Origin of the sequence: Vibrio splendidus, from assembly GCF_002873455.1 — a bacterium.
Lineage (GTDB): Bacteria > Pseudomonadota > Gammaproteobacteria > Enterobacterales > Vibrionaceae > Vibrio > Vibrio splendidus_J.
In genome coordinates, this window is sequence record NZ_MCUN01000001.1 from 61,420 (window position 1) to 85,509 (window position 24,090).

Consider the following 24,090-nt stretch of genomic DNA (forward strand, 5'->3'; position numbering starts at 1 on the left):
TTGGGCAAGCTCGACCTTCAATCGACTCCAAGCTTTTGTGCGGACATTGAATAGGGGAGAGACTAAACTTCGGCTGCCACCACGCGTCCACTAAAGTAATCATTAGAGACGATGTATTCCGTTGTTCTGGTCAGTTCATCTTGCAGCTGCGCCCAGTGGCATCGGTTGAGTTTGCCATCGGAATTATGGACAGCAGGGACAACACCGCCAACTCGAATACCAAATGGAGTCAGTTCTTTGGCCCAGCTATGGGTAAAGCCGGTAATCATTGAGTTCGCACTCTCTAAGCCGGACACATCATGAAAGTCATCATGAGATATCACATTCACAATCACGCCTTCTTTCTCCTCTTCTCGCAAGCGTTCAGCACTGATTTGCCCAAATGCGAAAAGAGTCGTAGCCATAGAAGAAAGATCATTGATAAAGCTACTGACAGGCTGATCGCCAATTAGGCTTGGCATAGGGGAGCTTATCCAATTATTGACCAATACATCGGGCGTAGTGTTGAAGGTGGTTTGAATAAAATCAAACACGCTGAGAATCGATTGGTTGTCATTACTTTTGAGTGTGTAATGGTAAACCGAGTCAGAAAAACGGGCACATTGTAAATAGGTCGCTTGAAGTGCTTCCGTGTCTTTATCACAGAGGATGACGGTGGCTCCAAGGTTAACAAAGTGGTTCGCAATTGTCCCTCCGAGGCGCGAACCTGCAGATGTCACCAATATGATTGAGCTTTTTATTTCCATCCCAACACCTAAATAAATCGTCCATGAAGGATAAGGATGGGTTAAATTTCATACAATGGGTGTGAAGAGGTTCAAACTAAGGCGTGCTAATAGATAAGTTTTTATGAACTTAGTGGCAGCTCACATTTCGCAGTAACTTCAAGTAGTAATCGGTAACTCGTAATTCATGTTCACCCAAGGCTGGTGGTTCATATTACTCATGTGAATACTTAAGAGGCGTGATCTAATTAAGAATATAGGGGAAAACGAGGAAAGGTAGATGACAGCTATACTTGAGCTTGTATTTGATACTGACGCTGGGCAGTTGATAGTTCATTGTAGAGCGTAGCAAGTGGCAAATCAGGTAACTGCTTGTTTGCCAATTTACGTCGATCATGACCTGAAAGGTTTTGGTAAACCTCTTCGGGTAAATCAGCTGTATCTTCAGGCATGAATGCAAGTGCTTCAGGTTTCAAGTAATGGCTGAGTTTTGCACTGGCAAGGCTAGCTTGATGAAAATGATTAGATTGCTGAGCTGAAATCTCATACGAAGATTGGTTCGAACGCAGCTGCTGCGGTTCTGCAACGCCGAAGTGTTTACGCAGGCGATCTTCAGTTGTCTCTGTGACTTCAATGGTGTCAATCGGCGTGCAATCACGAACGTCATTAGAAAACATAGATAACAGCAACGCGAAATCTGCACGGCGACCTTGCTCAACCGCTTGGCTGATCCCGATGCCGAACTTCAGTTCGTTGATGATTCCTGCTTTGTCTAAAGTATGTATTTGCATGCTGCCTCTCATTGGATACACCTTTAACGGCATGGAGTCGGCAAACTTTAGTGTTTAATTACAGGCAAATAGAGAATTTATGCAGGGCGGGGAAGAGTGCTAGGAGTTGGTCGAGAAGTAAGTTCTCTTGGCTGATCGGTTAACTGGCTATTAGGCTAAGAAAGGTCTAGATTTTGTGGAATACGACAGATACAAAAAAGCTCACGCCGAGGCATGAGCTTTCAATAGATAACTCGCTATAAATAGCGCAGCGTAAGTAATAATTACTTAGCTAGGTTCTCTTCTACGAAAGACCAGTTTACTAGGTTCCAGAATGCAGCCATGTAGTCAGGGCGAACATTGCGGAAATCGATGTAGTAAGCGTGCTCCCATAGGTCAACAGTTAGAAGTGGAGTAACACCTTCTTCTGTTAGAGGAGTAGCAGCGTTAGAAGTGTTAACGATGTCTAGAGAACCGTCAGCTTTCTTAACTAACCAAGTCCAAGAAGAACCGAAGTTGTTGATTGCTGAATCAGTGAATTTCGCTTTGAATTCTTCGAAAGAACCGAATGCAGCGTTGATCGCTTCTGCAACAGCGCCAGTTGGTTCGCCGCCTGCTTTAGGAGCAAGACAGTGCCAGTAGAACGTGTGGTTCCAGATTTGAGCAGCGTTATTGAAAACACCACCAGTAGAAGTCTTAACGATCTCTTCTAGTGTTTTGCCTTCAAACTCAGTACCTGGGATAAGACCGTTTAGCTTAACAACGTAAGTGTTGTGGTGCTTACCGTGGTGGAAATCTAGCGTTTCTGCTGAGATGTGTGGTTCTAGTGCGTCTTTCGCGTAAGGAAGAGCCGGTAGTTCAAATGCCATTGCTCAATTCTCCATTGATATGAAAGAGTTAACTCTTTCGATTGCTTCCAGTGATATTATTATTCATGGTTCGCTATGAGGCCAACCACGGTCAATTTGCTGACTTGCGATATAGTTTAGCAAGTTTTTACTTTATTAAAAGCTTATTTCATCACTTTTATGTGAATTGTTAGCTTAGCTCGTAAACCGCTTTTTTTATATGGTTTTTATTCTTTTGGTTTGGGGTAGAATAAAGGCAATAAAAGCCGTAATCCATTAACGAGGAAGCAATGGAAACTATCGATAAAATCAAACAGCAAATTGAAGAAAACACCATTCTACTTTACATGAAAGGTTCTCCTAAGCTGCCAAGCTGTGGTTTTTCTTCTCAAGCATCTCAAGCACTAATGGCGTGTGGCGAAAAATTTGCTTACGTAGATATCCTACAAAACCCTGACATTCGTGCAGAGCTTCCAGCTTACGCACAATGGCCAACGTTCCCACAACTTTGGGTTGACGGTGAGCTGATCGGTGGTTGTGACATCATTCTTGAGATGTTCCAAAAAGGTGAGCTTCAGCCAATCGTTAAAGAAGCAGCTGCTAAAGTAGCTGGCGACGACGCTGAGTAAGCTTTAAGCCTTTGCGCTTAAATATTGAATGGAAGGGGCCCTTAATGAGGCTCCTTTTTTGTTTGAATAGTTCGAAAGACTCGATAAGGAATGAATAATGGATGTAAAACTTCATTATGTGCATGACCCAATGTGCAGTTGGTGCTGGGGCTATAAGCCAACATTAGAACTTTTAAAACAGCAGCTACCTGCGAGTATTGAGTTTAATTACGTAGTGGGCGGTTTGGCTCCTGATTCTGATGAGCCAATGTCAGAAGATATGAAGGGCAAGCTGCAAGCTATCTGGAAGCAGATCGAAGCGAAGTTGGGCACTGAGTTCAACCACGAATTCTGGACAGAGTGTCAACCTGTTCGCAGCACTTACCCGGCATGTCGCGCCGTGATCGCGGCGGGCTTTCAAGACCACTACGAAGCGATGCTTGAAGCCATTCAACACGCTTACTACCTTCGTGCGATGTTGCCACACAGCCAAGAAACGCATTTGCAGTTAGCTGAAGAGCTAGGGATGAATGTACAACAGTTTGAAAATGATCTTTCTAGTAAGTTATTGGAAAGCGAATTAGATGACCAGTTAGGCTTTAAAGAAGCGATCGGTGTGCATTCTTACCCGACGTTAATGCTTGAAGTAAATGGTATTTTTACGGCAGTAGAATTGGATTACCATTCAACGGAAGCGACGCTTAAGTCTATTCGTGAAGTGCTTGTGAATAACGCTCCCGCAGCATAACTCAGCGAGAGCTGTCTGTATTAACACAAATTATGTCTAAGGCTTACTCATAAGAGTAAGCCTTTTCTTTTGTCTGATGTAATTGATTCATTTGAGAGGGTAAGAAAGGGGGAGTGAATTCTAGGAAAAAAAAAGACCGCACGAGGCGGTCTTTATAATGTCTTTCTTAGCTAAAGAACCTAATTACAGAACCATAGCTGCGATCCAACCGAATACGATCAGTGGAATGTTGTAGTGTAAGAAAGTAGGAACTACGGTTTCCCATACGTGCTCGTGTTGACCATCAGCATTAAGACCAGACGTTGGGCCTAATGTTGAGTCAGAAGCAGGAGAACCCGCGTCACCTAGCGCCGCTGCGGTACCCACTAGTGCGATTGTTGCCATTGGTGAGAAACCAAATGCTGCCGCTAGAGGAACGTAGATAGTCGCAAGGATTGGAATCGTCGAGAACGAAGAACCAATACCCATTGTTACCAACAGACCAACGATTAGCATAAGCAGAGCCGCTAGAGGTTTATTGTCGCCGATGCTTGTTGAAAGTGCTTCAACTAGAGACTCAACGCCACCCGTTTGCTTCATTACTGCTGCAAAACCTGCTGCTGCAATCATGATGAAGCCGATCATTGCCATCATGTGAACGCCCTTCGTGAAGACATCGTGTGTCTCTTTCCAAGCAATCACACCACCGAAGGTAAATACCATGAAGCCAGCGAGTGCACCGATGATCATCGAGCCCGTCGATAGTTGAACCGTAAGTGCTGCAACAATACCAACACCAGCTACTAGGATGTGCTTCTTGTTGATTTCTTTGAGTTCTGTAGAAACAACAGTATGTGACGTTTCTTTGTATTGGCGCGGTTTACGATAAGTAAAGAACACCGCCGTAAGAAGGCCGAAGATCATACCTGCTGCAGGTAATAACATCGCCATTGGTACTTGGCTTGCTACAACATTTTCAAGACCGTTGTCATGAAGATTTTTAAGCAGGATGTTGTTTAAGAAGATACCGCCAAAACCGATCGGTAATACCATGTAAGGGGTAATCAAACCAAAAGTTAGTACACACGCAACTAGACGGCGGTCTAGGTTCATTTTTGCGAATACGCCAAGTAGAGGTGGGATTAAGATTGGGATGAAGGCGATATGTACAGGAATCACGTTTTGTGAAGACATGGTCACTAAGATCAAAGACGCTAGAATGCCGTATTTAAGACCATTTGATGCCGCACTGTTCTCTTTGCCATGAATACGCTTAATAACGCTTTGAGCAAGTAGGTCTGTGATACCAGAACGAGAGATAGCAACAGCAAAGGTACCAAGCATAGCGTAGCTAAGAGCGATAGTTGCACCGCCACCTAATCCACTTTCGAAAGCCGCTACTGCGTCGTTCACACTCATACCAGAGGCTACGCCACCGATAATTGCACTGAACGTGAGAGCCACGACAACGTTTACGCGCATCAATGCTAAAACAAGCATGATGCAAACTGAAATTACAACAGGATTCATATTATTCTCGAGATGTTGTGTTTTTATGAAGGCAATACGAGTGTACGTTTACCGACTCTATTTTTTATTCTTCGTCAACAAGAGGCCAACCACCAAGGGCTTTCCATTTGTTTACTATGCCGCAAAATAACTCTGTGGTTTTTTGCGTATCATACAAAGCAGAGTGTGCTTCTTTGTTGTCAAATTCCATCCCAGCAGTGCGGCAAGCTTTAGCCAAAACGGTTTGACCGTAGGCAAGACCACTAAGAGCTGCAGTGTCAAAAGTTGCAAACGGATGGAAAGGGACGCGTTTAAGCTTACAGCGCTCACTTGCTGCATTTACGAAGTTCAAATCGAATGTAGCGTTGTGAGCAACCATGATTGCGCGACTGCAATCTGAAGCTTTTTGTTCTTTTCTCACTAGCTTGTAGATTTCTTTAAGGGCTTCTTGTTCTGACACAGCACCACGTAATGGGCTAAATGGGTCTTTAATTCCGTTAAAGTCTAATGCTGCCTGCTCTATATTTGCGCCTTCAAAAGGCTCAATGTGAAAATGAAGCGTTGATGCAGGGTGCAGATCTCCGTTCTCATCCATTTGTAATGTAATGGCACAGATCTCTAATAATGCATCGGTTTCAGCGTTAAACCCTGCGGTTTCCACGTCGATGACCACTGGAAAATAGCCACGAAAGCGTTTTTTTAGGGTCAGAGCTTCGTTTTCTACAGTCATGTTAGCCCAAATAAGTGTGATTAAGGCTGCATTATTGCAGATAATAGCGGTGATAAAAACTAGGAAAGGGCAATAAATCAAAAATTAGCCACCCCATCCCGGCTTGATAATTGCATATTTAAACGTGAGAGAAAAATGCGGCAATTGGCTGCATTGTTAAACGAATTGCTTAAGAGATACTCCACTTTATGAAGAAACAACTCATAACAGGTTCAATGCTATTTTCGCTACTTATGTCGCCATCGGTTTTGGCGCAAGAAAAGCGTTATGGAGCATCTCCTCAACAGTCGACATGGGAGATGGTGGCTAACACGCCACTAGAATGCCGCTTGGTTCACCCTATCCCAAATTTTGGTGATGCTGAGTTTTCATCTCGTGCGAGTAAAAAAATCATTTTGGACTTTGAGCTTAAAATGCGTCGGCCAATGGGTGCTACGCGTAATGTCAGCTTGATTTCTATGCCGCCACCTTGGCGTCCAGGTGAAAGTGCCGATCGCATGACGACAATTAAATTCTTCCAACAATTTGATGGTTATGTCGGTGGTCAAACGGCTTGGGGGATCTTGAGTGAGTTGGAAAAAGGCCGCTACCCGACATTCAGTTACCAAGAGTGGCAGAGCCGAGATCAGCGAATCGAAGTGTCGTTGTCATCGGTGCTATTTCAAGAAAAATACAATGTGTTTAGCGACTGTATTGCTAACTTGTTGCCTTACAGCTTTGAAGATATCTCTTTTACTATCTTGCACTACGATCGTAACAGTGATCAGCTGAACAAGTCGTCTCGTAAAAGGCTGAGCCAGATTGCTGATTATGTTCGCTATAACCAAGATATCGACCTTGTGTTGGTGGCAACGTACACCGATTCTGTAGACAGCAAAGGTATTAGTCAGAACCTTTCAGAGCGCAGAGCGGAATCGTTAAGAGAGTACTTTAAATCTTTAGGCTTGCCAGAAGACCGCATTCAAGTACAAGGTTACGGTAAACGTCGTCCTATTGCAGACAACAACTCTCCAATTGGTAAAGACAAGAACCGACGCGTTGTGATCTCTTTAGGTCGTACTCAGGTTTAAGTTGAATAGCTTGTCTAGATAAAGATAAAAATGCCCATCTGTGTGATGGGCATTTTTGTTTAAATAATATGTCGATTTGGATCTGATGTGGTTATTTGAGGCAACCATTAATTCAAGCGGAACCGAGCAATCATTTCACAGTTAGTTGCGGTATCAATTTTTTCCACCATAGAGGCAATTTTAGGGTTGGGATGGCGTTTCATGAAATCGATAAGCGCTTTCTTACAGCAACCAATAGAATCTATAAAGCTAGAACATTGCGTATTCGGGCACTGCGGAATCAATGTCAGCACTTTTTCTGAAGCAAGTTGTAGGTACTTGAGTTCGTAGTCTGTATCACCAGCCCATCGCCAAAATTGAGCGAGATTGTGGCAAGAAATCACCGAGATCAATAGGCGTTCGTCAGCCTGAATATCGGTACGTTCAGTAATTTCTTCGCTTAAGTTTAACGCTTGCTGATAGTGAAGAATACTTCGTACAGGATCGTCGAGCTGCAATGCAGTATCGGCAAGTAACGTGTGTTTTTCCCATTCGCTAATCATTGTGTTACCTCACTAATCAATAGGTGGTTAATTTAAATGATAATCATTATCATGTAAAGTTTCATTGGCGAGATTGTTAATAATAATTGGCGAAGAGTATTGGTCATAAGTGGAAACATAAAAAAGAAGCGAGCATAGTGCTCGCTTCTTTTTTTATTGTGCTATTAAGCTAAATATTGCAGAGGTTAATGAAGGGTTATCCTTCTAGACCTGCGCTTGCTTGTTTGTTCTGAATAAGCTCAATCATGTAACCATCAGGGTCTTTTACGAATGCGATATGAGTTGAACCACCTTTAACAGGGCCAGCTTCACGCGTCACATTACCGCCTGCCGCTTTAATCGCATCACACGTTGTGTAGATGTCATCAACACCGATAGCAACGTGACCAAAAGCTGAGCCAAGGTCATATTCAGTCGTACCCCAGTTGTACGTTAGCTCAATCACAGCACCTTGAGATTCGTCACCAAAGCCAACGAAAGCCAGTGTGTATTCGTACTCTTTGTTTTCGTTCTTACGTAATAGCTGCATGCCCATTACGTTTGTGTAGAATTCGATAGACTTATCTAGATCACCCACGCGCAGCATGGTGTGTAAAATACGACCGTTTGACATGATTTGCTCCTAGCTTTAACTATGTATACGTTTTGTAATTCGTTTTATGCCGCTAAAAAAGTACGGCATTGTTTAGCTTCTTAGCTTCTTAGCTTCTTAGCTTCTTAGCTTCTTAGCTTCTTAGCTCTTTAGTCCTTAGCTTAGACTGAGAGCTTAGACGTCTGTTTTTTCCTTGAACTCACATAGGTCTTCAATGATACAACTGCCACAGCGTGGTTTACGTGCGACACAGGTGTAACGTCCATGAAGAATGAGCCAATGGTGAACGTCTAGTTTGAATTCTTTTGGGATGACTTTTAATAGCTTTTGTTCGACATCGTCGACCGTTTTTCCCATCGCTAACTTAGTGCGATTTGATACACGGTAGATGTGAGTATCAACGGCAATGGTTGGCCAACCGAATGCAGTATTTAACACTACGTTGGCTGTTTTACGGCCAACGCCTGGAAGGGCTTCTAATGCAGCGCGATCTTCAGGTACTTCACCATTGTGTAGGTCAAGCAGCATACGACACGTTTTGATGGTGTTTTCTGCTTTTGAGTTAAATAGGCCGATGGTCTTGATGTACTCTTTTAGGCCATCGACACCTAGGTCGAAAATAGCCTGTGGTGTATTAGCAACTGGATAAAGCTTATCAGTGGCTTTGTTGACGCTGACATCGGTTGCCTGCGCAGATAAGAGCACGGCGATCAGCAACTCGAAAGGGCTGTTCCAGTTAAGCTCAGTTTCTGGCTTTGGATTGTTTTCTCTTAAACGCTCAAGTATTTCTACTCGTTTTACATTGTTCATAGCGACATTACTTTCAAATAGTTAGGGCTTGAGTTCCGGCGAAGTTCTTTCAAACTTACTCGTTTTAAAATAACAAGTTCCGCAATGGTTCAGGCTTTATCATCGGTTACGCGCTCTAATGAGCGTCATTATTATGTGTACTTGGTTAATCTATTTACCTGCTGAGTGGTTGAGTTACTCAGCAGGGTTTAAGCTACTGTAACTTATCAGGCATTGGTAACGCGAGCGCGTTCAATGGCTGGTTTTTCTTGTTTTGGCTGTCTAGATTTTAATTGGTTGTCGATGATATTTTTCAAAGCAATCAAGAAACCAACACCAATAAAGGCACCTGGTGGAAGTAGAGCTAATAAGAAGCTGTTATCAAATTGGAATATCTGGATTCGTAACACCGAAGCCCAATCACCAAGAAGCAGGTCTGCGCCATCAAAAAGGGTTCCGTTACCAATAACTTCACGCATTGCACCTAATACAACCAGTACCGATGTCATGCCAAGGCCCATCCAAAAACCATCTTGAGCAGCAGGCAGCACTTCGTTTTTAGATGCGAAGGCTTCAGCTCGCCCAATGATGATACAGTTGGTTACGATCAGTGGGATGAAGATACCCAAAGATAGGTAAAGGCCATAAGCGTAAGCGTTCATCAGAAGTTGAACACAGGTTACCAGTGACGCAATGATCATCACGAATACTGGGATGCGAACTTCTTTTGGTACATGGTTACGAACTAAAGAGACACAAATGTTCGAACCGACTAATACAAGCAAGGTAGCAATACCTAAGCCAAGTGCGTTCGTCACTGTTGAAGAGACAGCCAACAATGGACACAACCCGAGAAGCTGAACTAGGGCAGGGTTGTTTGCCCACATACCATTTTTAATTAATGTTTTATGGTCACTCATTATTCACCACCACAATTTAGAGGTTGAGCAAGCAATGCTTGGTTGTTTTGGTTAACGTATTGAACCGCTTGTTTTACTGATTTTACGACGGCTCTTGGCGTAATTGTTGCGCCGGTAAATTGGTCAAAATCGCCACCGTCTTTACGAACTTTCCAACGGTCAACGTTGGAATCAGTGACTTGTTTACCCGCAAATGAGAGTATCCAATCAGTCACTCGTAAATCGATCTTATCACCCAGCCCCGGAGTTTCTTGGTGGGAAAGAACGCGAGTACCTAAAATAGTACCGTCGATTTTCATCCCAACAATAACCTTAATAGCTCCGTTGTAGCCATCTGGCGCGATCGCCTCGATCGCAATCGCGCTAGGTTCACCATTAAGTTTAGCAATGTAAGCCGGCATCGCTTGTTCGGTCCCCAGTTCTTCTGATTGAACCAGAGTACAGGCTGAAAACAGTTCATTATCGTGTAGATCGTGCGGGATTACTTGGTTAAGCACAGACAGTAATTGAGCCTGTTCTTGTTGCTTAATCTGATCTTTGGTCAGGTAGTGAGTTACCGCGACCAACCCTGTCGAAGCACACGCAAAAATCGCGAGTACAAGGCCGTTTTTCTTAATTGCATTTAGCATGGTATCTGCTCCTTAGTGGCCGTATGTACGAGGTTTGGTATAGTAGTCAATCAATGGAACACACATATTGGCTAACAATACAGCAAACGCCACGCCATCAGGGAAGCCACCCCAACTACGGATAATAAAGACTAACCCGCCAATCAGGGCACCAAATACCAAGCGACCTTTTACTGTCGTCGAGGCTGAAACCGGATCAGTGGCAATGAAGAATGCACCAAGCATAGTTGCGCCAGACAATAGGTGAATGGTTGGAGATGCGGTTTCACCCGGAGTTAGGATCAAGAACACCAAGCTAAACAGCGCAAGGCTACCAATAAAGGCGACCGGAATATGCCACTGGATCACACGTTGCTTAATGAGTACTAGGCCACCGATTAGGTAAGCAAGGTTTACCCATTCCCAACCCACACCAGCTAACCAGCTGAATTGTGGCTGAGACAGAGCTTCAGAAGCCGTGTTGCCTGCAGTCAATGCCGTTTTGAATGCATCGAGTGGCGTCGCCATCGTAGTGCCATCAATACCAAGACGTGCTTGTTGAAGAGATAATCCTTCATTATTGAAACCCGTAAAGATCATCAAGAATGAGTCAACAAAGCTCGTTGCTTCAGCCGTTAAGCTAGTAGGTGCATTCCAACTGGTCATCTGAACTGGAAATGAGATCAGCAAAACAACGTAAGCCACCATCGCGGGATTAAACGGATTTTGCCCAAGGCCACCGTAGAGGTGTTTCGCAATAACAATCGCGAAAAACATACCTATGACTAGAATCCACCATGGAGAGTGTGGGGGAATCGCGACGCTCAGCAGCCAAGCGGTAACAACCGCACTGTAATCACGCAATGCCATCACTGGCGGACGTTTTCTTAGCAACATTACAGCGGCTTCAAAGGTAACAGCAAGTGCAATAGCAAATACTAATTGGATGAGCGTACCCCATCCAAAGAAGTAGGTTTGAGCTAGTAGACCTGGCAATGCACAAATAGCCACCCATTTCATGAGATCAGGGGTGCTTCTACGATTGTGCGCGTGCGGTGAGCTGGCGATAAAGAAGGCCACTACTCTTTCTCCTCATTATTCTTTTTGTCTTGCTCTTGCTGCGCCTTTCTTGCTTTAGCACGAGCAATTGCGGCAGCAACTGCTGCTTTTTTAGGATCGACTGGTTCTTGTTGAGTTTCAGCCTTTAATTCAACTACAGGTTCAACCAAAGATTCAGGTGTTTCTGCTGACTCATCTTGTTTCGCTTGCTGTGCCTTTCTTGCTTTAGCGCGAGCTATTGCAGCGGCAACAGCAGCTTTTTTAGGATCCACTGGTTCTGATTGAATTTCAGCTTCCACTTCTATTTCAGGAGCGATTGCTTCTGCTTCGACCTGCTTAGCTTGCTGTGCTTTCTTCGCTTTAGCGCGAGCAATAGCGGCAGCGACTGCATCTTTTTTTGCATCACCAGAGCTTTCTGCTGAAGCTGTGCTTTCTGCTTGAGTAGAAGATTCAGCTTGTTGTGCTTTCTTTGCTTTAGCGCGAGCTATTGCGGCAGCAACAGCATCTTTCTTGGCATCGCCAGTACTTTCAGCTGGAGCGTCAGGCGCTGATTCCGCCTGCTGAGCCTTCTTGGCTTTAGCACGAGCGATAGCTGCAGCGACTGCATCTTTCTTAGCGTCGTCAGTACTTTCAGTCGAAACTTCAGACGCTGATTCTGCTTGTTGTGCTTTCTTGGCTTTAGCGCGAGCTATAGCTGCAGCGACCGCACCTTTCTTAGCGTCACCTGATTTTTCAACCGGAGCTTCAGAAGCTGATTCTGTTTGTTGTGCTTTCTTGGCTTTAGCACGAGCTATAGCTGCAGCAACAGCATCTTTCTTAGCATCGCCAGAGCTTTCTGTTGGATTATCAGTAGCTGCTTGTTGTGCCTTGCGCTCTCGTGCTTGTCTCTTACGTTCTTCACGTAGTTTCGACATTTCAGAGTTATCTGGTTCAGCGTCATTCGCTTTTTGAGCTGCGGCTTGCTTTGCTTTTGCCTTAGCAATCGCAGCAGCAACCGCAGGTTTCACGGTTGGCTCTGCATTTTGTGTTTGGTCTGTCGCTGATTTTTGCGCTTTAACACGAGCAATCGCAGCAGCAATCGCATCGTCACCGTCGGCTGATTTCATGTCTTTACGACGATTATCCGCGGCTTTTTTGAAGCGATTTTCACGTTCTGCTTTGTCACGCTCCATACGAGCGTTTTTCTCTTCGAAACGAATCTTGGCGCGTTCTGCGGCCGTCGCTTCGTCTTTTCTCGTTTTGATTTCTGCTTTCGCTTGGCGATAGTACTGAACTAGCGGGATTTCACTTGGGCAGACAAACGCACAAGCACCACATTCAATACAGTCTTTAATATTTAGCTCTTCACACTTATCTAACTCGTTGGCTTTTGCATGCCATTGCAGTTGTTGAGGAAGAAGTGATGCGGGGCAAGCCTCGGCACAAGCACTGCATCGAATACATTCCATCTCGTAAGTGCTTGGTGAAATCTCACGGCGCGTTGGCGCTAAAATACAGTTCGATGTTTTGGTAATTGGCACATTAGCATGTGGCAAGGTGAAGCCCATCATAGGGCCGCCCAAAATCAAGCGCGGCAGTTTTTTATCGGCTTTGTAGCCAAACTCTTCAAGTAACTCATGTACTGGTGTGCCTAGTAGCGCCCAAACGTTACGAGGTTGCTTAAAGGTCTTACCGGTTAAAGTCACCACACGGTTAACCACAGGTTCACCGTCAATTACCGCTCGCTTAATAGAATAAAGAGAACCGACGTTCTGAACCAAAACACCAATATCTGCAGGAATACCGCCAGCTGGAACCTCTTTATTGGTGAGGATCTTGATCAGTTGCTTCTCGCCACCGGAAGGGTATTTGGTTGGGATAACACGAATGACGATATCTTTGTCTCTCGCAGCAATCTCAAGTGCTTTTATCGCATCTGGTTTGTTGTCTTCAATGCCGATAACCGTCAGCTTTGGTTGAAGGATGTGTTCAACCACTTCGATGCCTTTCAATACTTCTTCGGCATGCTCTTGCAGCAACTTGTCATCTGAGGTGATGTAAGGTTCACACTCAGCAGCGTTGACGATCAAAATATCAGTGCGACCTAGACCTGATTGAAGCTTCTTAGCCGTAGGGAAGCCTGCGCCGCCCATGCCTGAAATACCAGCTTGGCGAATTACATCAAGCAGTTCATCGGATGTCTTTGTAGAAAAATCGTCAACCAGGTGTTTTGCAACCCAAGCGTCGAGGCCATCAGGTTTAATAACCACGCACATTTCGCTCAGGCCTGAAGGGTGAGCTGTGGTTCGTGGTTCGATAGCGGTAATCACACCCGATGTTGGTGCATGTACTGGCAAAGTAAAACCAGTCTCTAAGGCCGTCAGTTGTTGACCTTTGAGTACGGCATCACCGACAGCAACCAACAAGTTACCAGGCTTACCGATGTGCTGTTTCACTGGAAGAACGATTTCTTCTGGGAGCCTTGCATGCACGATGTCAGTAGTATTCGACTGTTTCTTGTTTTCAGCAGGGTGCACACCGCCCGGGAAGTTCCAAATAGAGCCCGTGCGAATTTGTTCAATTAAAGAGATCATGCTAACCCTATGCCTTAGGCTCTGACGCGGTCGCATCAGTTGCTTGGTTAGTGATATCAGTAACAGGAATGATGTTCATCTGCCATTTCCAATTTTCAGTCGTTGTTGCCACTGGAATCATTTCGATACAGTCAGTAGGGCACGGTGCGACACATAGATCACAACCTGTACATTCATCTTTGATTACTGTGTGAAGTGCCTTGGTGCCACCAACAATGGCGTCGACAGGGCAGGCTTGAATACATTTGGTACAGCCAATACACATATCTTCATGAATGAAGGCAACGGTTTTTACTTTGTTATCTAAGTCATGAGCTGAGTCTTCAACTTCTACGCCCATCAAATCTGCTAGTTTTTCAATGGTTGCTTGGCCACCGGGAGGACATTTGTTGATCTTGTCGCCGTTAGCGATCGCCTCCGCGTATGGGCGACAACCAGGGTAACCACACTGGCCACATTGAGTTTGCGGTAAAATGGTATCGATTTGATCAACGATAGGATCGGCTTCTACTTTAAAGCGGATAGAAGCAAAGCCCAAAATAGCGCCAAAAACAGCGGCTAAAACGGCTAGCGCAATGATCGCAATTAAAATGGTACTCATGCTTATTTCACCAACCCAGTAAAGCCCATAAATGCCAAAGACATTAGGCCTGCTGTGATCATCGCAATTGATGCGCCTTTAAATGGCATTGGAACATCAGCAACCGCAATACGCTCACGCATCGCAGCAAATAGGATCAGAACAAGAGAGAAACCAACAGCCGCGCCGAAACCATAGATGATCGACTGAATGAAGTTGTGGTTTTCATTGATGTTCAAAAGTGCCACACCTAACACCGCGCAGTTGGTGGTGATAAGAGGCAGGAAGATACCCAACAGGCGATATAGAGTAGGGCTGGTTTTGTGAACGACCATTTCCGTAAATTGAACAACCACCGCGATAACCAAGATGAAGCTCATGGTACGCAGGTATTCAATACCCAGAGGGGTAAGGATGTAGGTTTCTACTAGGTATGCAGATACCGACGCTAACGTCAGAACGAAAGTCGTCGCGAGGCCCATGCCAATCGCAGTCTCCAGTTTCTTGGAGACTCCCATGAAAGGACATAGCCCTAAAAACTTCACTAGCACAAAGTTATTGACCAGCACTGTGCCAACCAACAACAAAAGGTATTCGGTCATAATGGATTAATTCTTGAGATTCCGATCCCGATATTATCCTGCTTTGCTCACCTAATAACAACCAAGGATCACTAGGGATTTAGACACTTGGTGAAAAAAACATCAGGTAATCGTTTGATTATTAAAGTTACGGTAAGTATAGCCGCCAATTTCTACTTGGTTAGACAAGTTTATCGGAGTGGTTGGGCTGGATCTTTCACAAGATCATTCTTGAATTGAACTCGATCTGCTTCCTACGAATAGGGTCATATTTGTGGGTTTTAGTACTCAGAACTATCAAAAAGAGAAGGAAAGAGGCGAGTCGAATACGCCCCCAAAGCACTAAAACGCAAAAAGCCGCATCGAGTTCTGATGCGGCTTCTTTAAATTTGGCCCCTTGTCGAGACTTGAACGCGGGCGGCTAGCAAGACCCGGCGATTCGGGTGTGACATTAACGTGGAACAAGTTAGTCTCAGTTATATACGAAAAAAGCCCAATCTTTCGATTGAGCTTTTTTCTGAATTTGGCTCCCCTTGCAAGACTTGAACTTGCGACATACGGATTAACAGTCCGCCGTTCTACCAACTGAACTAAAGGGGAATTGCTTGTTAGCGACGCGAATTCTAATAATAGTCTGAATTTCTGTCAATAAAAAATAGCAGAAAAAAACAATATAAAAAACTTTACTTTCTTGGACGCCTTACCGGATTTAGCTTTGCTTTAGTTATCCACCAAAATTGTGGATAAGTGTGTGTGTGAAACTTTAACAACAATAATTGGGATAAATCTGAAAATGTAAAAATCTAAGTTAATGTGATGTATTTAAAAGGCTTTTATCAAAATGTCATGATTGTATAACTTTTAAAGGTTATAGATTGAACAGTAAAACAAGTGCTATTTTTAGATTTTTTGGGGAAAAGTAGTGGATTAAAAATTGAGTAATTGAGCTGAAGAGATCTTGCAAGGGCACGGATAATACCAAGTTCTAAAAGTAAAAGCTATCACTGATATCTAATCTTAAGATGCATTTCTCTAGATAATAGTTGCAACGACATGGCTCCTAGAGTGACAATGACCTGATTAAATACACAGTATGGAAATGGCAACCTATGAGTAAACTCTTTGATTTGGTATCGGACTACAGCCCGTCCGGTGACCAGCCGACAGCGATAACCAGATTATTAGATGGATTAGATTCTGGTTTGGCACATCAAACTCTATTAGGGGTAACGGGCTCTGGTAAAACCTTCACGCTTGCCAACGTCATTTCCCAGTCGCAAAGACCAGCAATCCTGTTAGCGCCGAATAAGACGTTGGCGGCTCAGTTGTATGGCGAGATGAAGTCTTTCTTCCCAAACAATGCCGTTGAGTATTTTGTTTCTTACTACGATTACTATCAACCTGAAGCCTATGTTCCAACCACAGACACATTTATCGAGAAAGATGCGTCTGTGAACGCTCATATCGAACAAATGAGGCTGTCGGCTACCAAAGCTTTACTGGAAAGAAAAGACGCTATTATCGTCGCGTCTGTATCGGCTATCTATGGTCTTGGTGACCCAAAGTCTTATTTGAAGATGATGCTTCACTTGAGTCGCGGTGAGGTCATGGATCAGCGTGATATCTTACGTCGCTTGGCTGAGCTTCAATATTCGAGAAACGATGTCGCATTTGAACGTGGTCAGTTTCGTGTACGTGGTGAAGTGATTGATATCTTCCCTGCTGAATCTGACCAAGATGCAGTTCGAATAGAAATGTTCGATGACGAAGTGGACTGTATCAGTATTTTTGATCCATTAACTGGTGCTGTTAAGCAAAGAGACTTGCCGCGTTTTACGGTTTATCCAAAAACTCACTATGTCACTCCAAGAGAAAAAATCCTTGAAGCGATTGAGAAGATTAAAGATGAGTTGCGCGATAGGGCCCAATATTTAAAAGACAACAACAAGCTTCTCGAAGAACAGCGTATTTCTCAAAGAACTCAGTTTGATATTGAGATGATGACGGAGCTAGGTTTCTGCTCGGGTATTGAAAATTACTCTCGCTATTTGAGTGGACGTAATGAAGGGGAAGCGCCTCCAACGTTATTTGATTACCTGCCTGATGATGGTTTGCTGATTATCGATGAGTCACACGTAACTGTCCCGCAAATTGGCGCTATGTATAAAGGTGACCGCTCTCGTAAAGAGACCTTGGTTGAGTTTGGCTTTAGACTGCCTTCTGCATTGGATAACCGCCCAATGAAATTTGAAGAGTTCGAATCAATCGCGCCACAAACTATTTTTGTGTCGGCCACGCCGGGCAATTACGAAATTGAAAAATCAGACGGTGAAATTGCTGATCAAGTGGTGCGTCCGACGGGTTTGCTTGATCCTATTATCGAAGTACGTCCGGTTGCGACTCAGGTTGATGACTTACTATCTGAAATCAGAATACGTTCCGTGAAAGAAGAGCGCGTATTGGTCACGACGTTGACTAAGAGAATGGCAGAAGACTTAACTGAATATCTGAGTGAGCATGGCGTTAAAGTTCGTTATTTGCACTCAGATATTGATACCGTTGAGCGTGTAGAGATTATTCGAGATTTACGTTTGGGCGAGTTTGATGTGTTAGTGGGCATTAACTTACTTCGAGAAGGCCTAGATATGCCTGAAGTATCGCTAGTGGCAATCCTTGATGCAGACAAAGAGGGTTTCTTACGTTCTGAACGTTCTCTGATTCAAACCATTGGTCGTGCAGCTCGTAACTTGGAAGGTCGCGCGATTTTGTATGGAGATTCAATTACTAAGTCGATGAGAAAAGCGATTGATGAAACCGACCGTCGTAGAGAGAAACAACAGGCTTACAATGAAGAGCAAGGCATCACGCCGCAAGCGCTTAAACGTAATATCAAAGATATTATGGAGTTGGGCGACCTAACTAAGTCAAAACAACAGCGACAATCTAAGCAAGTACCGCTGTCTAAAGTTGCTGAGCCTTTTGAAAATTACACTGTGCTTACTCCACAGCAGCTTGATAAAGAGATCAGTAAGCTAGAAGCTGCGATGTATCAACATGCTCAAAATTTGGAATTTGAATTGGCGGCGCAAAAGCGTGATGAGATCGAGCAGCTGAGAAATCAGTTCATTACCAACAGCTAATCTCGCTTCAGCTAATCTCATTTCTTGCTCAAAAAGTTCATTCTCGAAAACACAATAGTTGAGAGTGTTTCAGACAAAAAAACAGCCAGTAGTAAATGATCTACTGGCTTACGTTTGTGAACACTCTGTCCACTAACAACGTCAGTTGGCTAGGTGACCCGAAGGTCATTTGTATCTTTGCATCGTTCGTGCCATATAGATAAAACATTGATTGTTTGAAGTAAGTAAAAAAACACACTACAAATATTGTGGCTAATTTGCATAATGCAAAGCGGAATGCGATTATAGTAAGAAATGCAAATTATAAATGGCTAGGATATGCAATCAAAAACGCTAGACAACAAATCGAAATATTTGTTGATGGTAGAGGATACCGCTTCGGTAGCAGCTTTATATCGCTCGTATCTTACACCGCTCGAAATTGATATCAACATTGTTGGCACTGGCCGCGATGCAATTGAGAGTTTGAATCATCGAATCCCAGACCTTATTTTATTAGATCTACGTCTACCTGATATGACGGGTATGGACGTGTTATTTGCCGTAAAACAAAAATACCCTGAAGTTCCCGTTATTTTTATGACCGCTCATGGCTCTATTGATACTGCTGTGGAAGCCATGCGCCATGGTTCCCAAGATTTCCTTATCAAACCGTGTGAAGCCGACCGACTCCGTATTACGGTGAACAACGCGATCCGCAAAGCCACCAAACTTAAAAACAGCTCGGAACATCCGGGAAACCAAAACTATCAAGGTTTCATTGGCAGTAGCCAAACCATGCAGCAGGTTTACCGAACTATCGACTCTGCAGCATCAAGTAAAGCCAGTATTTTCATTACCGGTGAAAGTGGTACGGGTAAAGAGGTATGTGCAGAAGCTATTCACGCGGCGAGTAAGCGAGGTGACAAGCCGTTCATCGCGATTAACTGTGCGGCTATCCCTAAAGATCTGATTGAAAGTGAGCTGTTTGGCCACGTGAAAGGCGCCTTTACCGGTGCTGCAACCGACCGCCAAGGAGCAGCTGAACTTGCTGATGGCGGAACACTATTCCTCGATGAATTGTGCGAAATGGACTTAGAGCTGCAAACTAAGCTACTTCGTTTCATTCAAACCGGTACTTTTCAAAAAGTCGGCTCTTCAAAGATGAAAAGTGTTGATGTTCGTTTCGTATGTGCAACCAACCGAGATCCTTGGAAAGAAGTGCAAGAAGGTCGCTTTAGAGAAGATTTATACTATCGTTTATACGTGATTCCACTGCACTTGCCACCATTGCGCGAGCGCGGGGAAGATGTCATCGAGATTGCATACTCATTACTAGGCTACATGTCGGTTGAGGAAGGTAAGGCGTTTGTGCGTTTTGCTCAGGAAGTACTTGACCGCTTTAATCAATATGAGTGGCCGGGTAACGTTCGTCAGCTACAAAACGTATTACGGAACGTGGTGGTATTGAATAATGGTAAAGAGATTACTCTTAACATGCTTCCGCCACCATTGAACCAGCCGATTGAAAACAGCCTGCGCTTGAAAGAGAAACAGAGCGAAGACATCACGGTAAAAGATATTTTCCCATTGTGGATCACTGAAAAGACGGCAATTGAACAGGCCATCAAAGCGTGTGACGGCAACATCCCTCGAGCGGCAGGCTTTTTGGATGTTAGCCCATCGACGATATACCGTAAGTTACAAACGTGGAATGCTAAGCAGTAATCACCAAACTATAAGAAAATAATAATGACGATAGTATTAAATCAGCAAAAGGTTGATGAGCTCGCCGGTGAAATAGGGCAAGAAAATGTGCCGGTATTACTGGAGATTTTTTTAGGTGAGTTGAAAGGCTACTACGAACACCTAGAGATAAATAAAGAGTCGGATACATCTAAGTACTTGGCTGATATAAGTCATGCACTTAAGAGTAGCGCAGCGAGTTTTGGCGCAGATTCTTTGTGTAGTTTTGCGATTAGCTTGGACGCAAAAGTGAAGCAAGCATTACCTGTAACAGAGGTTGATTTCCAAGATATGCAAGAACTACTGTTATCAACGTACACTGAATATCAGCAATTGATGACAGATCTCTAAAGCGACTAGTTGTTACGGAAACTAAAAAAGGAGCATGATGCTCCTTTTTTGTTTTTACTGGTCTCCGTCGTTTAGCCTAAGCTACAAGCATTAAGCCAGTTGAGCCCGAATCGCTTGTTGAAGCTTTAAACGGTCGTGCCGCCAATCTCGATTAGGAGAGGCAAGATCAGTGGTCACACAATTCCATTGCCCTTCTAATTCAGGGTGTGGTTCATTGCCCAGTACAATGTCTATTTTTCTTGCCTTACAGGTACGTTCACACCACTCCAATTGTTCTTGAAGCGTCATTTTTCCTGCAGGACCGTGCTCTGGCGAAAGGTTTTCGATGAAAATAACCTTAGCCTTGGTGTTCTCTGCGATGGCTTTCCCAATTTCTGGCAGAAGAAGTGGGGGCATAACACTGGTCAGAAAGCTGCCAGGGCCAAGAACGATACAGTCGGCTTGTTCGACGGCTGCAACGGCTTCTTTGGTTGCGGGCACTTCTGGAGACAGATCCATCATGCGCAGTTTTTCTGTCATGTCGTCAACGTTGGTTTCACCCGTAACCCAACGACCATCCATTGATAGCGCCGTGAGATCGGAAGGGTGCTCGGTCATCGGGACGATATTGACATCGACCTTGAGCATATTTCGAATTAGGTTAATTGCTTCCAATGGGCGAACGGAAAGGTTGTCTAAGGCAGTAAGCATCAGATTGCCGAGGTTATGACCATCCAGCTCACCTTGACCGCGGAAACGGTACTCAAACATCATCGAGCTGATGGAAGGTTCAGTGATCAATTGGTTGATACAGTTACGAGTATCTCCCCAAGCGATACCACCTTGGCAGTCTCGAATACGTCCGGTTGAGCCACCGTTATCTGTGGTCGCAACAATGCCAGTTGCGTTGTTTCCAAAGTCTTTTAATGCAGCAAGCATACGACCTAAGCCATGGCCACCACCAATTGCGACGACTTTCTTTGAAGAGTAAATGTTCATTTTTTGTTCTTGTTAGATTATTACCAACTATAATTTAGGTTAAATGCTTCTTGTCAGATACCCAACAAGAGTTAATTTGAGGGTTTGATGCGTTTTTTTTTGCCGATGTGACCCGTTTTTTGTCATCAAAGCTAGATTCACGTACAAATATTAAGTATTTTATTACGCAGCTACTGCACGTGTGAATATAACGCGCAGTTGCCATAACTCCGAGCTCTCGCATGCTAAGTCGCACAGTGGTATTTGCTGTACCGATACGCATCAAGAGCCAGTGACATGTTGTCACAAGGGCTTAATTGGAAATGATTATGCCTCCCGTGTTTGGAAAGGTGTTCCGTGGCGCAACAATTCGAAGATAGATTCCATCGCAAATTTTATTATTTGCGCTTGTCGGTTACAGACGTCTGTAACTTTAAATGTACTTACTGCTTGCCAGATGGTTATAAACCGTCAGGGCAAAAAAACTCGTCTTTTTTAAGTGTTCCCGAGATCAAACGCGTTGTAAAAGCGTTTGCAGATTGTGGTACCTCAAAGATCCGCATTACAGGCGGAGAGCCGAGTCTGCGTAAAGACTTTCCTGAAATCATACATACCGTTGCTTCTACTCCAGGCATCGAAAAAGTAGCCACGACAACTAATGGCTACCGCATGGAGAAACAAGTAGGGCAGTGGCGTGATGCTGGTTTAACCCATATAAACGTGAGCGTGGATAGTTTAGATTCACGTATGTTCCATCAGATCACTGGTGAGAATAAGTTTACTGAGGTTATGCGAGGCATTGATAAAGCGTTTGAGGTTGGCTATGAACAAGTCAAAGTCAACGTTGTATTGATGAAAGACCTCAACAGTCAGGAATTACCAGCCTTCCTTAATTGGATCAAAGACAAACCTATTCAATTACGTTTTATCGAGCTGATGAAAACCGGCGAGATGGACGAGTTGTTCGATAAACACCATGTATCTGGCGTTGCGATTCGCAATCAGCTTATTGCTAACGGTTGGCTGTTAAAAGTCAAAGCTGTTAACGATGGCCCAGCACAAGTGTTTGTCCACCCAGACTACAAGGGTGAAATTGGTTTGATCATGCCTTACGAGAAAGACTTCTGTGAGAGTTGTAACCGACTGCGCGTTTCTGCGACTGGTAAACTTCACCTATGTCTGTTTGGCGACCACGGTGTTGAACTGAGAGATCTGATTCAAGAAGATCAACAAGAGCAAGAGCTCATTGATCGAATTCAGGCTCAGCTTCAAACCAAGTCCGTTAGCCACTTCTTGCATGATGGCAACAGCGGCATGACTCCAAACTTGGCGTCAATCGGCGGTTAACCCGCTATACATACTCTAAAGCATTTTATCGCTCAGCTTCTTTAAGTTGGGCGAATCAGTCTAATCATTGAAAAATTTACATAGGTGAACAAATGGGTCACGCAGAAAGCAAATTCCAAGCAGCAAACATCGCAGTACTAACCGTTTCAGATACTCGTACTGAAGAAAATGACACGTCAGGTGGTTACCTAGCTGAGCATGCTAAAGAAGCAGGCCACAACGTGGTTGATAAGCAAATCGTTATCGATGACATGTACAAGATCCGTGCGATCGTATCTCAGTGGATTGCTGACGAAAGCGTTCAAGCGATTATGATCACTGGCGGTACGGGCTTCACATCTCGTGACAGCACACCTGAAGCACTTGAACCACTATTCGACAAAGAAGTAGAAGGCTTTGGTGAGCTTTTCCGCCAAGTGTCTTACGAAGAGATTGGTACATCGACGATTCAATCTCGTGCGATTGCGGGTTTTGCTAACCACACAGTAATCTTTGCGATGCCAGGTTCTACAGGTGCTTGCCGTACAGGTTGGACTAAGATCATCAAGCAACAGATGGATGCTAGCCACCGTCCTTGCAACTTCATGCCACATCTTTCTGTATAAGGTGGTTTGAGCATGAGCCAATTTACCCATATTAACGCGTCTGGCGAAGCGAACATGGTCGATGTATCGGCTAAAGCAGAGACAGTACGTGAAGCGAGAGCAGAAGCTTTCGTCCAAATGTCAGCAGAAACGCTAGAGCTGATTGTTTCTGGTAGCCACCATAAAGGTGATGTTTTCGCAACGGCACGTATTGCTGGCATCCAAGCGGCGAAGAAGACGTGGGACTTGATTCCACTGTGCCATCCTTTGCTGCTGACTAAGGTCGAAGTTCAGCTTGAGGCAATCGAGTCTGAAAACAAGGTTCGCATCGAATCAGTATGTAAGCTTGCAGGTAAGACAGGCGTAGAGATGGAAGCGCTAACGGCTGCTTCTGTCGCTGCGTTAACGATTTACGATATGTGTAAAGCTGTTCAGAAAGACATTGTCATCGAGAATGTACGCCTATTAGAGAAGACCGGCGGTAAATCAGGTCACTTCAAGGTGGAATCATGATTACTGTACTGTTCTTTGCTCAAACTCGTGAACTTGTCGGTGTTGATAGCGTTGAAGTTGATACGCAGTTCAAGACGATTGAAGCGATTCGCAGCCACCTTGTAACACAAGAAGGCAAATGGGATATCGCATTGGAAGAGGGCAAGCTTCTGGCTGCGCTTAACCAATCAATCGTACCTTTGACGACTGAAGTGAAAGACGGCGACGAAGTGGCTTTCTTCCCACCTGTTACTGGAGGTTAG

General features: G+C 44.3%; 25 protein-coding genes, 1 tRNA gene and 1 riboswitch. Of the genes, 10 read left to right on the forward strand and 16 right to left on the reverse strand.

The features are described 5' to 3' along the window. Window positions 1–62 precede the first annotated feature (62 nt). The 3 genes from BCU75_RS00265 to sodB form a co-directional block, all read right to left on the reverse strand. Window positions 63–746 carry an SDR family oxidoreductase gene (locus BCU75_RS00265; RefSeq protein WP_076656923.1) on the reverse strand — a complete coding sequence of 228 codons (684 nt, stop codon included), beginning with the start codon at window positions 744–746 and terminating at the stop codon, window positions 63–65. Window positions 747–1,012: 266 nt separating this feature from the next. Continuing rightward, on the reverse strand, window positions 1,013–1,516 hold the full coding sequence (locus BCU75_RS00270) for a VC2046/SO_2500 family protein (protein WP_277868891.1): 504 nt from the start codon (window positions 1,514–1,516) through the stop codon (window positions 1,013–1,015). Window positions 1,517–1,779: 263 nt separating this feature from the next. Then, window positions 1,780–2,364 carry a superoxide dismutase [Fe] gene (gene sodB / locus BCU75_RS00275; RefSeq protein WP_004734050.1) on the reverse strand — a complete coding sequence of 195 codons (585 nt, stop codon included), beginning with the start codon at window positions 2,362–2,364 and terminating at the stop codon, window positions 1,780–1,782. A gap of 269 nt (window positions 2,365–2,633) precedes the next feature. Here sodB and BCU75_RS00280 point away from each other — a divergent pair, with 269 nt between their 5' ends. After that, window positions 2,634–2,972, forward strand: a complete 339-nt coding sequence (locus tag BCU75_RS00280) for a Grx4 family monothiol glutaredoxin (protein WP_017076187.1) — start codon at window positions 2,634–2,636, stop codon at window positions 2,970–2,972. A gap of 97 nt (window positions 2,973–3,069) precedes the next feature. After that, a complete protein-coding gene (locus tag BCU75_RS00285) occupies window positions 3,070–3,699 on the forward strand; it encodes a DsbA family protein (RefSeq protein ID WP_102465526.1) in 630 nt (209 codons plus the stop codon). Between the two features lie 183 nt (window positions 3,700–3,882). Here BCU75_RS00285 and BCU75_RS00290 read toward each other — a convergent pair whose 3' ends face one another. Further along, window positions 3,883–5,208 (reverse strand): Na+/H+ antiporter family protein, encoded by a 1,326-nt coding sequence (locus tag BCU75_RS00290; protein ID WP_102472638.1) that lies wholly within the window; start codon window positions 5,206–5,208, stop codon window positions 3,883–3,885. Window positions 5,209–5,272: 64 nt separating this feature from the next. Continuing rightward, window positions 5,273–5,917: a ribonuclease T gene (gene rnt, locus BCU75_RS00295; RefSeq protein WP_102472639.1), complete on the reverse strand. Its 645-nt coding sequence runs from the start codon at window positions 5,915–5,917 to the stop codon at window positions 5,273–5,275. Between the two features lie 188 nt (window positions 5,918–6,105). Between rnt and motY the strand changes: the two genes are divergently transcribed. Further along, complete coding sequence (gene motY / locus BCU75_RS00300; protein WP_076679086.1) at window positions 6,106–6,987, forward strand: flagellar protein MotY; 882 nt, start codon at window positions 6,106–6,108, stop codon at window positions 6,985–6,987. A gap of 107 nt (window positions 6,988–7,094) precedes the next feature. Here motY and BCU75_RS00305 read toward each other — a convergent pair whose 3' ends face one another. From BCU75_RS00305 to BCU75_RS00350, 10 genes are all read right to left on the reverse strand, one after another. Next, window positions 7,095–7,529 carry a DUF2753 domain-containing protein gene (locus tag BCU75_RS00305; protein WP_017076183.1) on the reverse strand — a complete coding sequence of 145 codons (435 nt, stop codon included), beginning with the start codon at window positions 7,527–7,529 and terminating at the stop codon, window positions 7,095–7,097. A gap of 196 nt (window positions 7,530–7,725) precedes the next feature. Next, the gene (gloA, locus tag BCU75_RS00310; protein ID WP_004734046.1) at window positions 7,726–8,142 is read right to left on the reverse strand and encodes a lactoylglutathione lyase; all 417 of its coding nucleotides are present in this window, start codon (window positions 8,140–8,142) and stop codon (window positions 7,726–7,728) included. Window positions 8,143–8,295: 153 nt separating this feature from the next. Next, window positions 8,296–8,931, reverse strand: coding sequence for an endonuclease III (gene nth, locus BCU75_RS00315; protein WP_076679085.1), 636 nt, complete (start codon window positions 8,929–8,931; stop codon window positions 8,296–8,298). A 206-nt stretch (window positions 8,932–9,137) separates the two neighbouring features. Next, window positions 9,138–9,830, reverse strand: a complete 693-nt coding sequence (locus BCU75_RS00320; protein ID WP_102472640.1) for an electron transport complex subunit E — start codon at window positions 9,828–9,830, stop codon at window positions 9,138–9,140. After that, window positions 9,830–10,459 (reverse strand): electron transport complex subunit RsxG, encoded by a 630-nt coding sequence (gene rsxG, locus BCU75_RS00325; protein WP_076679083.1) that lies wholly within the window; start codon window positions 10,457–10,459, stop codon window positions 9,830–9,832. Before rsxG ends, BCU75_RS00320 begins: the two co-directional genes overlap by 1 nt. 12 nt (window positions 10,460–10,471) lie before the next feature. After that, window positions 10,472–11,518 (reverse strand): electron transport complex subunit RsxD, encoded by a 1,047-nt coding sequence (gene rsxD, locus BCU75_RS00330; RefSeq protein WP_102465534.1) that lies wholly within the window; start codon window positions 11,516–11,518, stop codon window positions 10,472–10,474. Beyond that, entirely contained in the window at window positions 11,518–14,070 is a 2,553-nt protein-coding gene (rsxC, locus tag BCU75_RS00335; RefSeq protein WP_102472641.1) for an electron transport complex subunit RsxC, read from the reverse strand. The genes rsxD and rsxC overlap by 1 nt, the downstream gene beginning before the upstream one ends. 7 nt (window positions 14,071–14,077) lie before the next feature. Beyond that, a complete protein-coding gene (gene rsxB, locus BCU75_RS00340; protein ID WP_004734040.1) occupies window positions 14,078–14,671 on the reverse strand; it encodes an electron transport complex subunit RsxB in 594 nt (197 codons plus the stop codon). Between the two features lie 2 nt (window positions 14,672–14,673). After that, the gene (gene rsxA, locus BCU75_RS00345; RefSeq protein ID WP_004734039.1) at window positions 14,674–15,252 is read right to left on the reverse strand and encodes an electron transport complex subunit RsxA; all 579 of its coding nucleotides are present in this window, start codon (window positions 15,250–15,252) and stop codon (window positions 14,674–14,676) included. 503 nt (window positions 15,253–15,755) lie between these two features. Next, a tRNA-Asn gene (locus BCU75_RS00350) sits at window positions 15,756–15,831 on the reverse strand. A gap of 509 nt (window positions 15,832–16,340) precedes the next feature. On the opposite strand from BCU75_RS00350, the gene uvrB reads away from it, so the two are divergent. From uvrB to luxU, 3 genes are all read left to right on the forward strand, one after another. Next, on the forward strand, window positions 16,341–18,371 hold the full coding sequence (gene uvrB, locus BCU75_RS00355; protein ID WP_102472642.1) for an excinuclease ABC subunit UvrB: 2,031 nt from the start codon (window positions 16,341–16,343) through the stop codon (window positions 18,369–18,371). Window positions 18,372–18,689: 318 nt separating this feature from the next. Continuing rightward, a complete protein-coding gene (gene luxO / locus BCU75_RS00360; RefSeq protein ID WP_017632950.1) occupies window positions 18,690–20,078 on the forward strand; it encodes a quorum-sensing sigma-54 dependent transcriptional regulator LuxO in 1,389 nt (462 codons plus the stop codon). Between the two features lie 24 nt (window positions 20,079–20,102). Then, a complete protein-coding gene (gene luxU / locus BCU75_RS00365; RefSeq protein ID WP_102472643.1) occupies window positions 20,103–20,447 on the forward strand; it encodes a quorum-sensing phosphorelay protein LuxU in 345 nt (114 codons plus the stop codon). A gap of 90 nt (window positions 20,448–20,537) precedes the next feature. Here luxU and BCU75_RS00370 read toward each other — a convergent pair whose 3' ends face one another. Beyond that, entirely contained in the window at window positions 20,538–21,425 is an 888-nt protein-coding gene (locus BCU75_RS00370; protein WP_076679073.1) for a YvcK family protein, read from the reverse strand. 195 nt (window positions 21,426–21,620) lie between these two features. After that, a riboswitch (molybdenum cofactor riboswitch) is annotated at window positions 21,621–21,773 on the forward strand. Between BCU75_RS00370 and moaA the strand changes: the two genes are divergently transcribed. The 4 genes from moaA to moaD all read left to right on the forward strand — a co-directional run bounded on the left by moaA (window position 21,762) and on the right by moaD (window position 24,090). Beyond that, complete coding sequence (gene moaA / locus BCU75_RS00375) at window positions 21,762–22,751, forward strand: GTP 3',8-cyclase MoaA (RefSeq protein WP_017632500.1); 990 nt, start codon at window positions 21,762–21,764, stop codon at window positions 22,749–22,751. Its footprint overlaps the riboswitch before it by 12 nt. Window positions 22,752–22,843: 92 nt before the next feature. Next, window positions 22,844–23,356 carry a molybdenum cofactor biosynthesis protein B gene (gene moaB, locus BCU75_RS00380; protein WP_102472644.1) on the forward strand — a complete coding sequence of 171 codons (513 nt, stop codon included), beginning with the start codon at window positions 22,844–22,846 and terminating at the stop codon, window positions 23,354–23,356. A 12-nt stretch (window positions 23,357–23,368) separates the two neighbouring features. Beyond that, the gene (gene moaC, locus BCU75_RS00385) at window positions 23,369–23,848 is read left to right on the forward strand and encodes a cyclic pyranopterin monophosphate synthase MoaC (protein WP_004734026.1); all 480 of its coding nucleotides are present in this window, start codon (window positions 23,369–23,371) and stop codon (window positions 23,846–23,848) included. Then, entirely contained in the window at window positions 23,845–24,090 is a 246-nt protein-coding gene (moaD, locus tag BCU75_RS00390; RefSeq protein ID WP_065103215.1) for a molybdopterin synthase sulfur carrier subunit, read from the forward strand. Before moaC ends, moaD begins: the two co-directional genes overlap by 4 nt.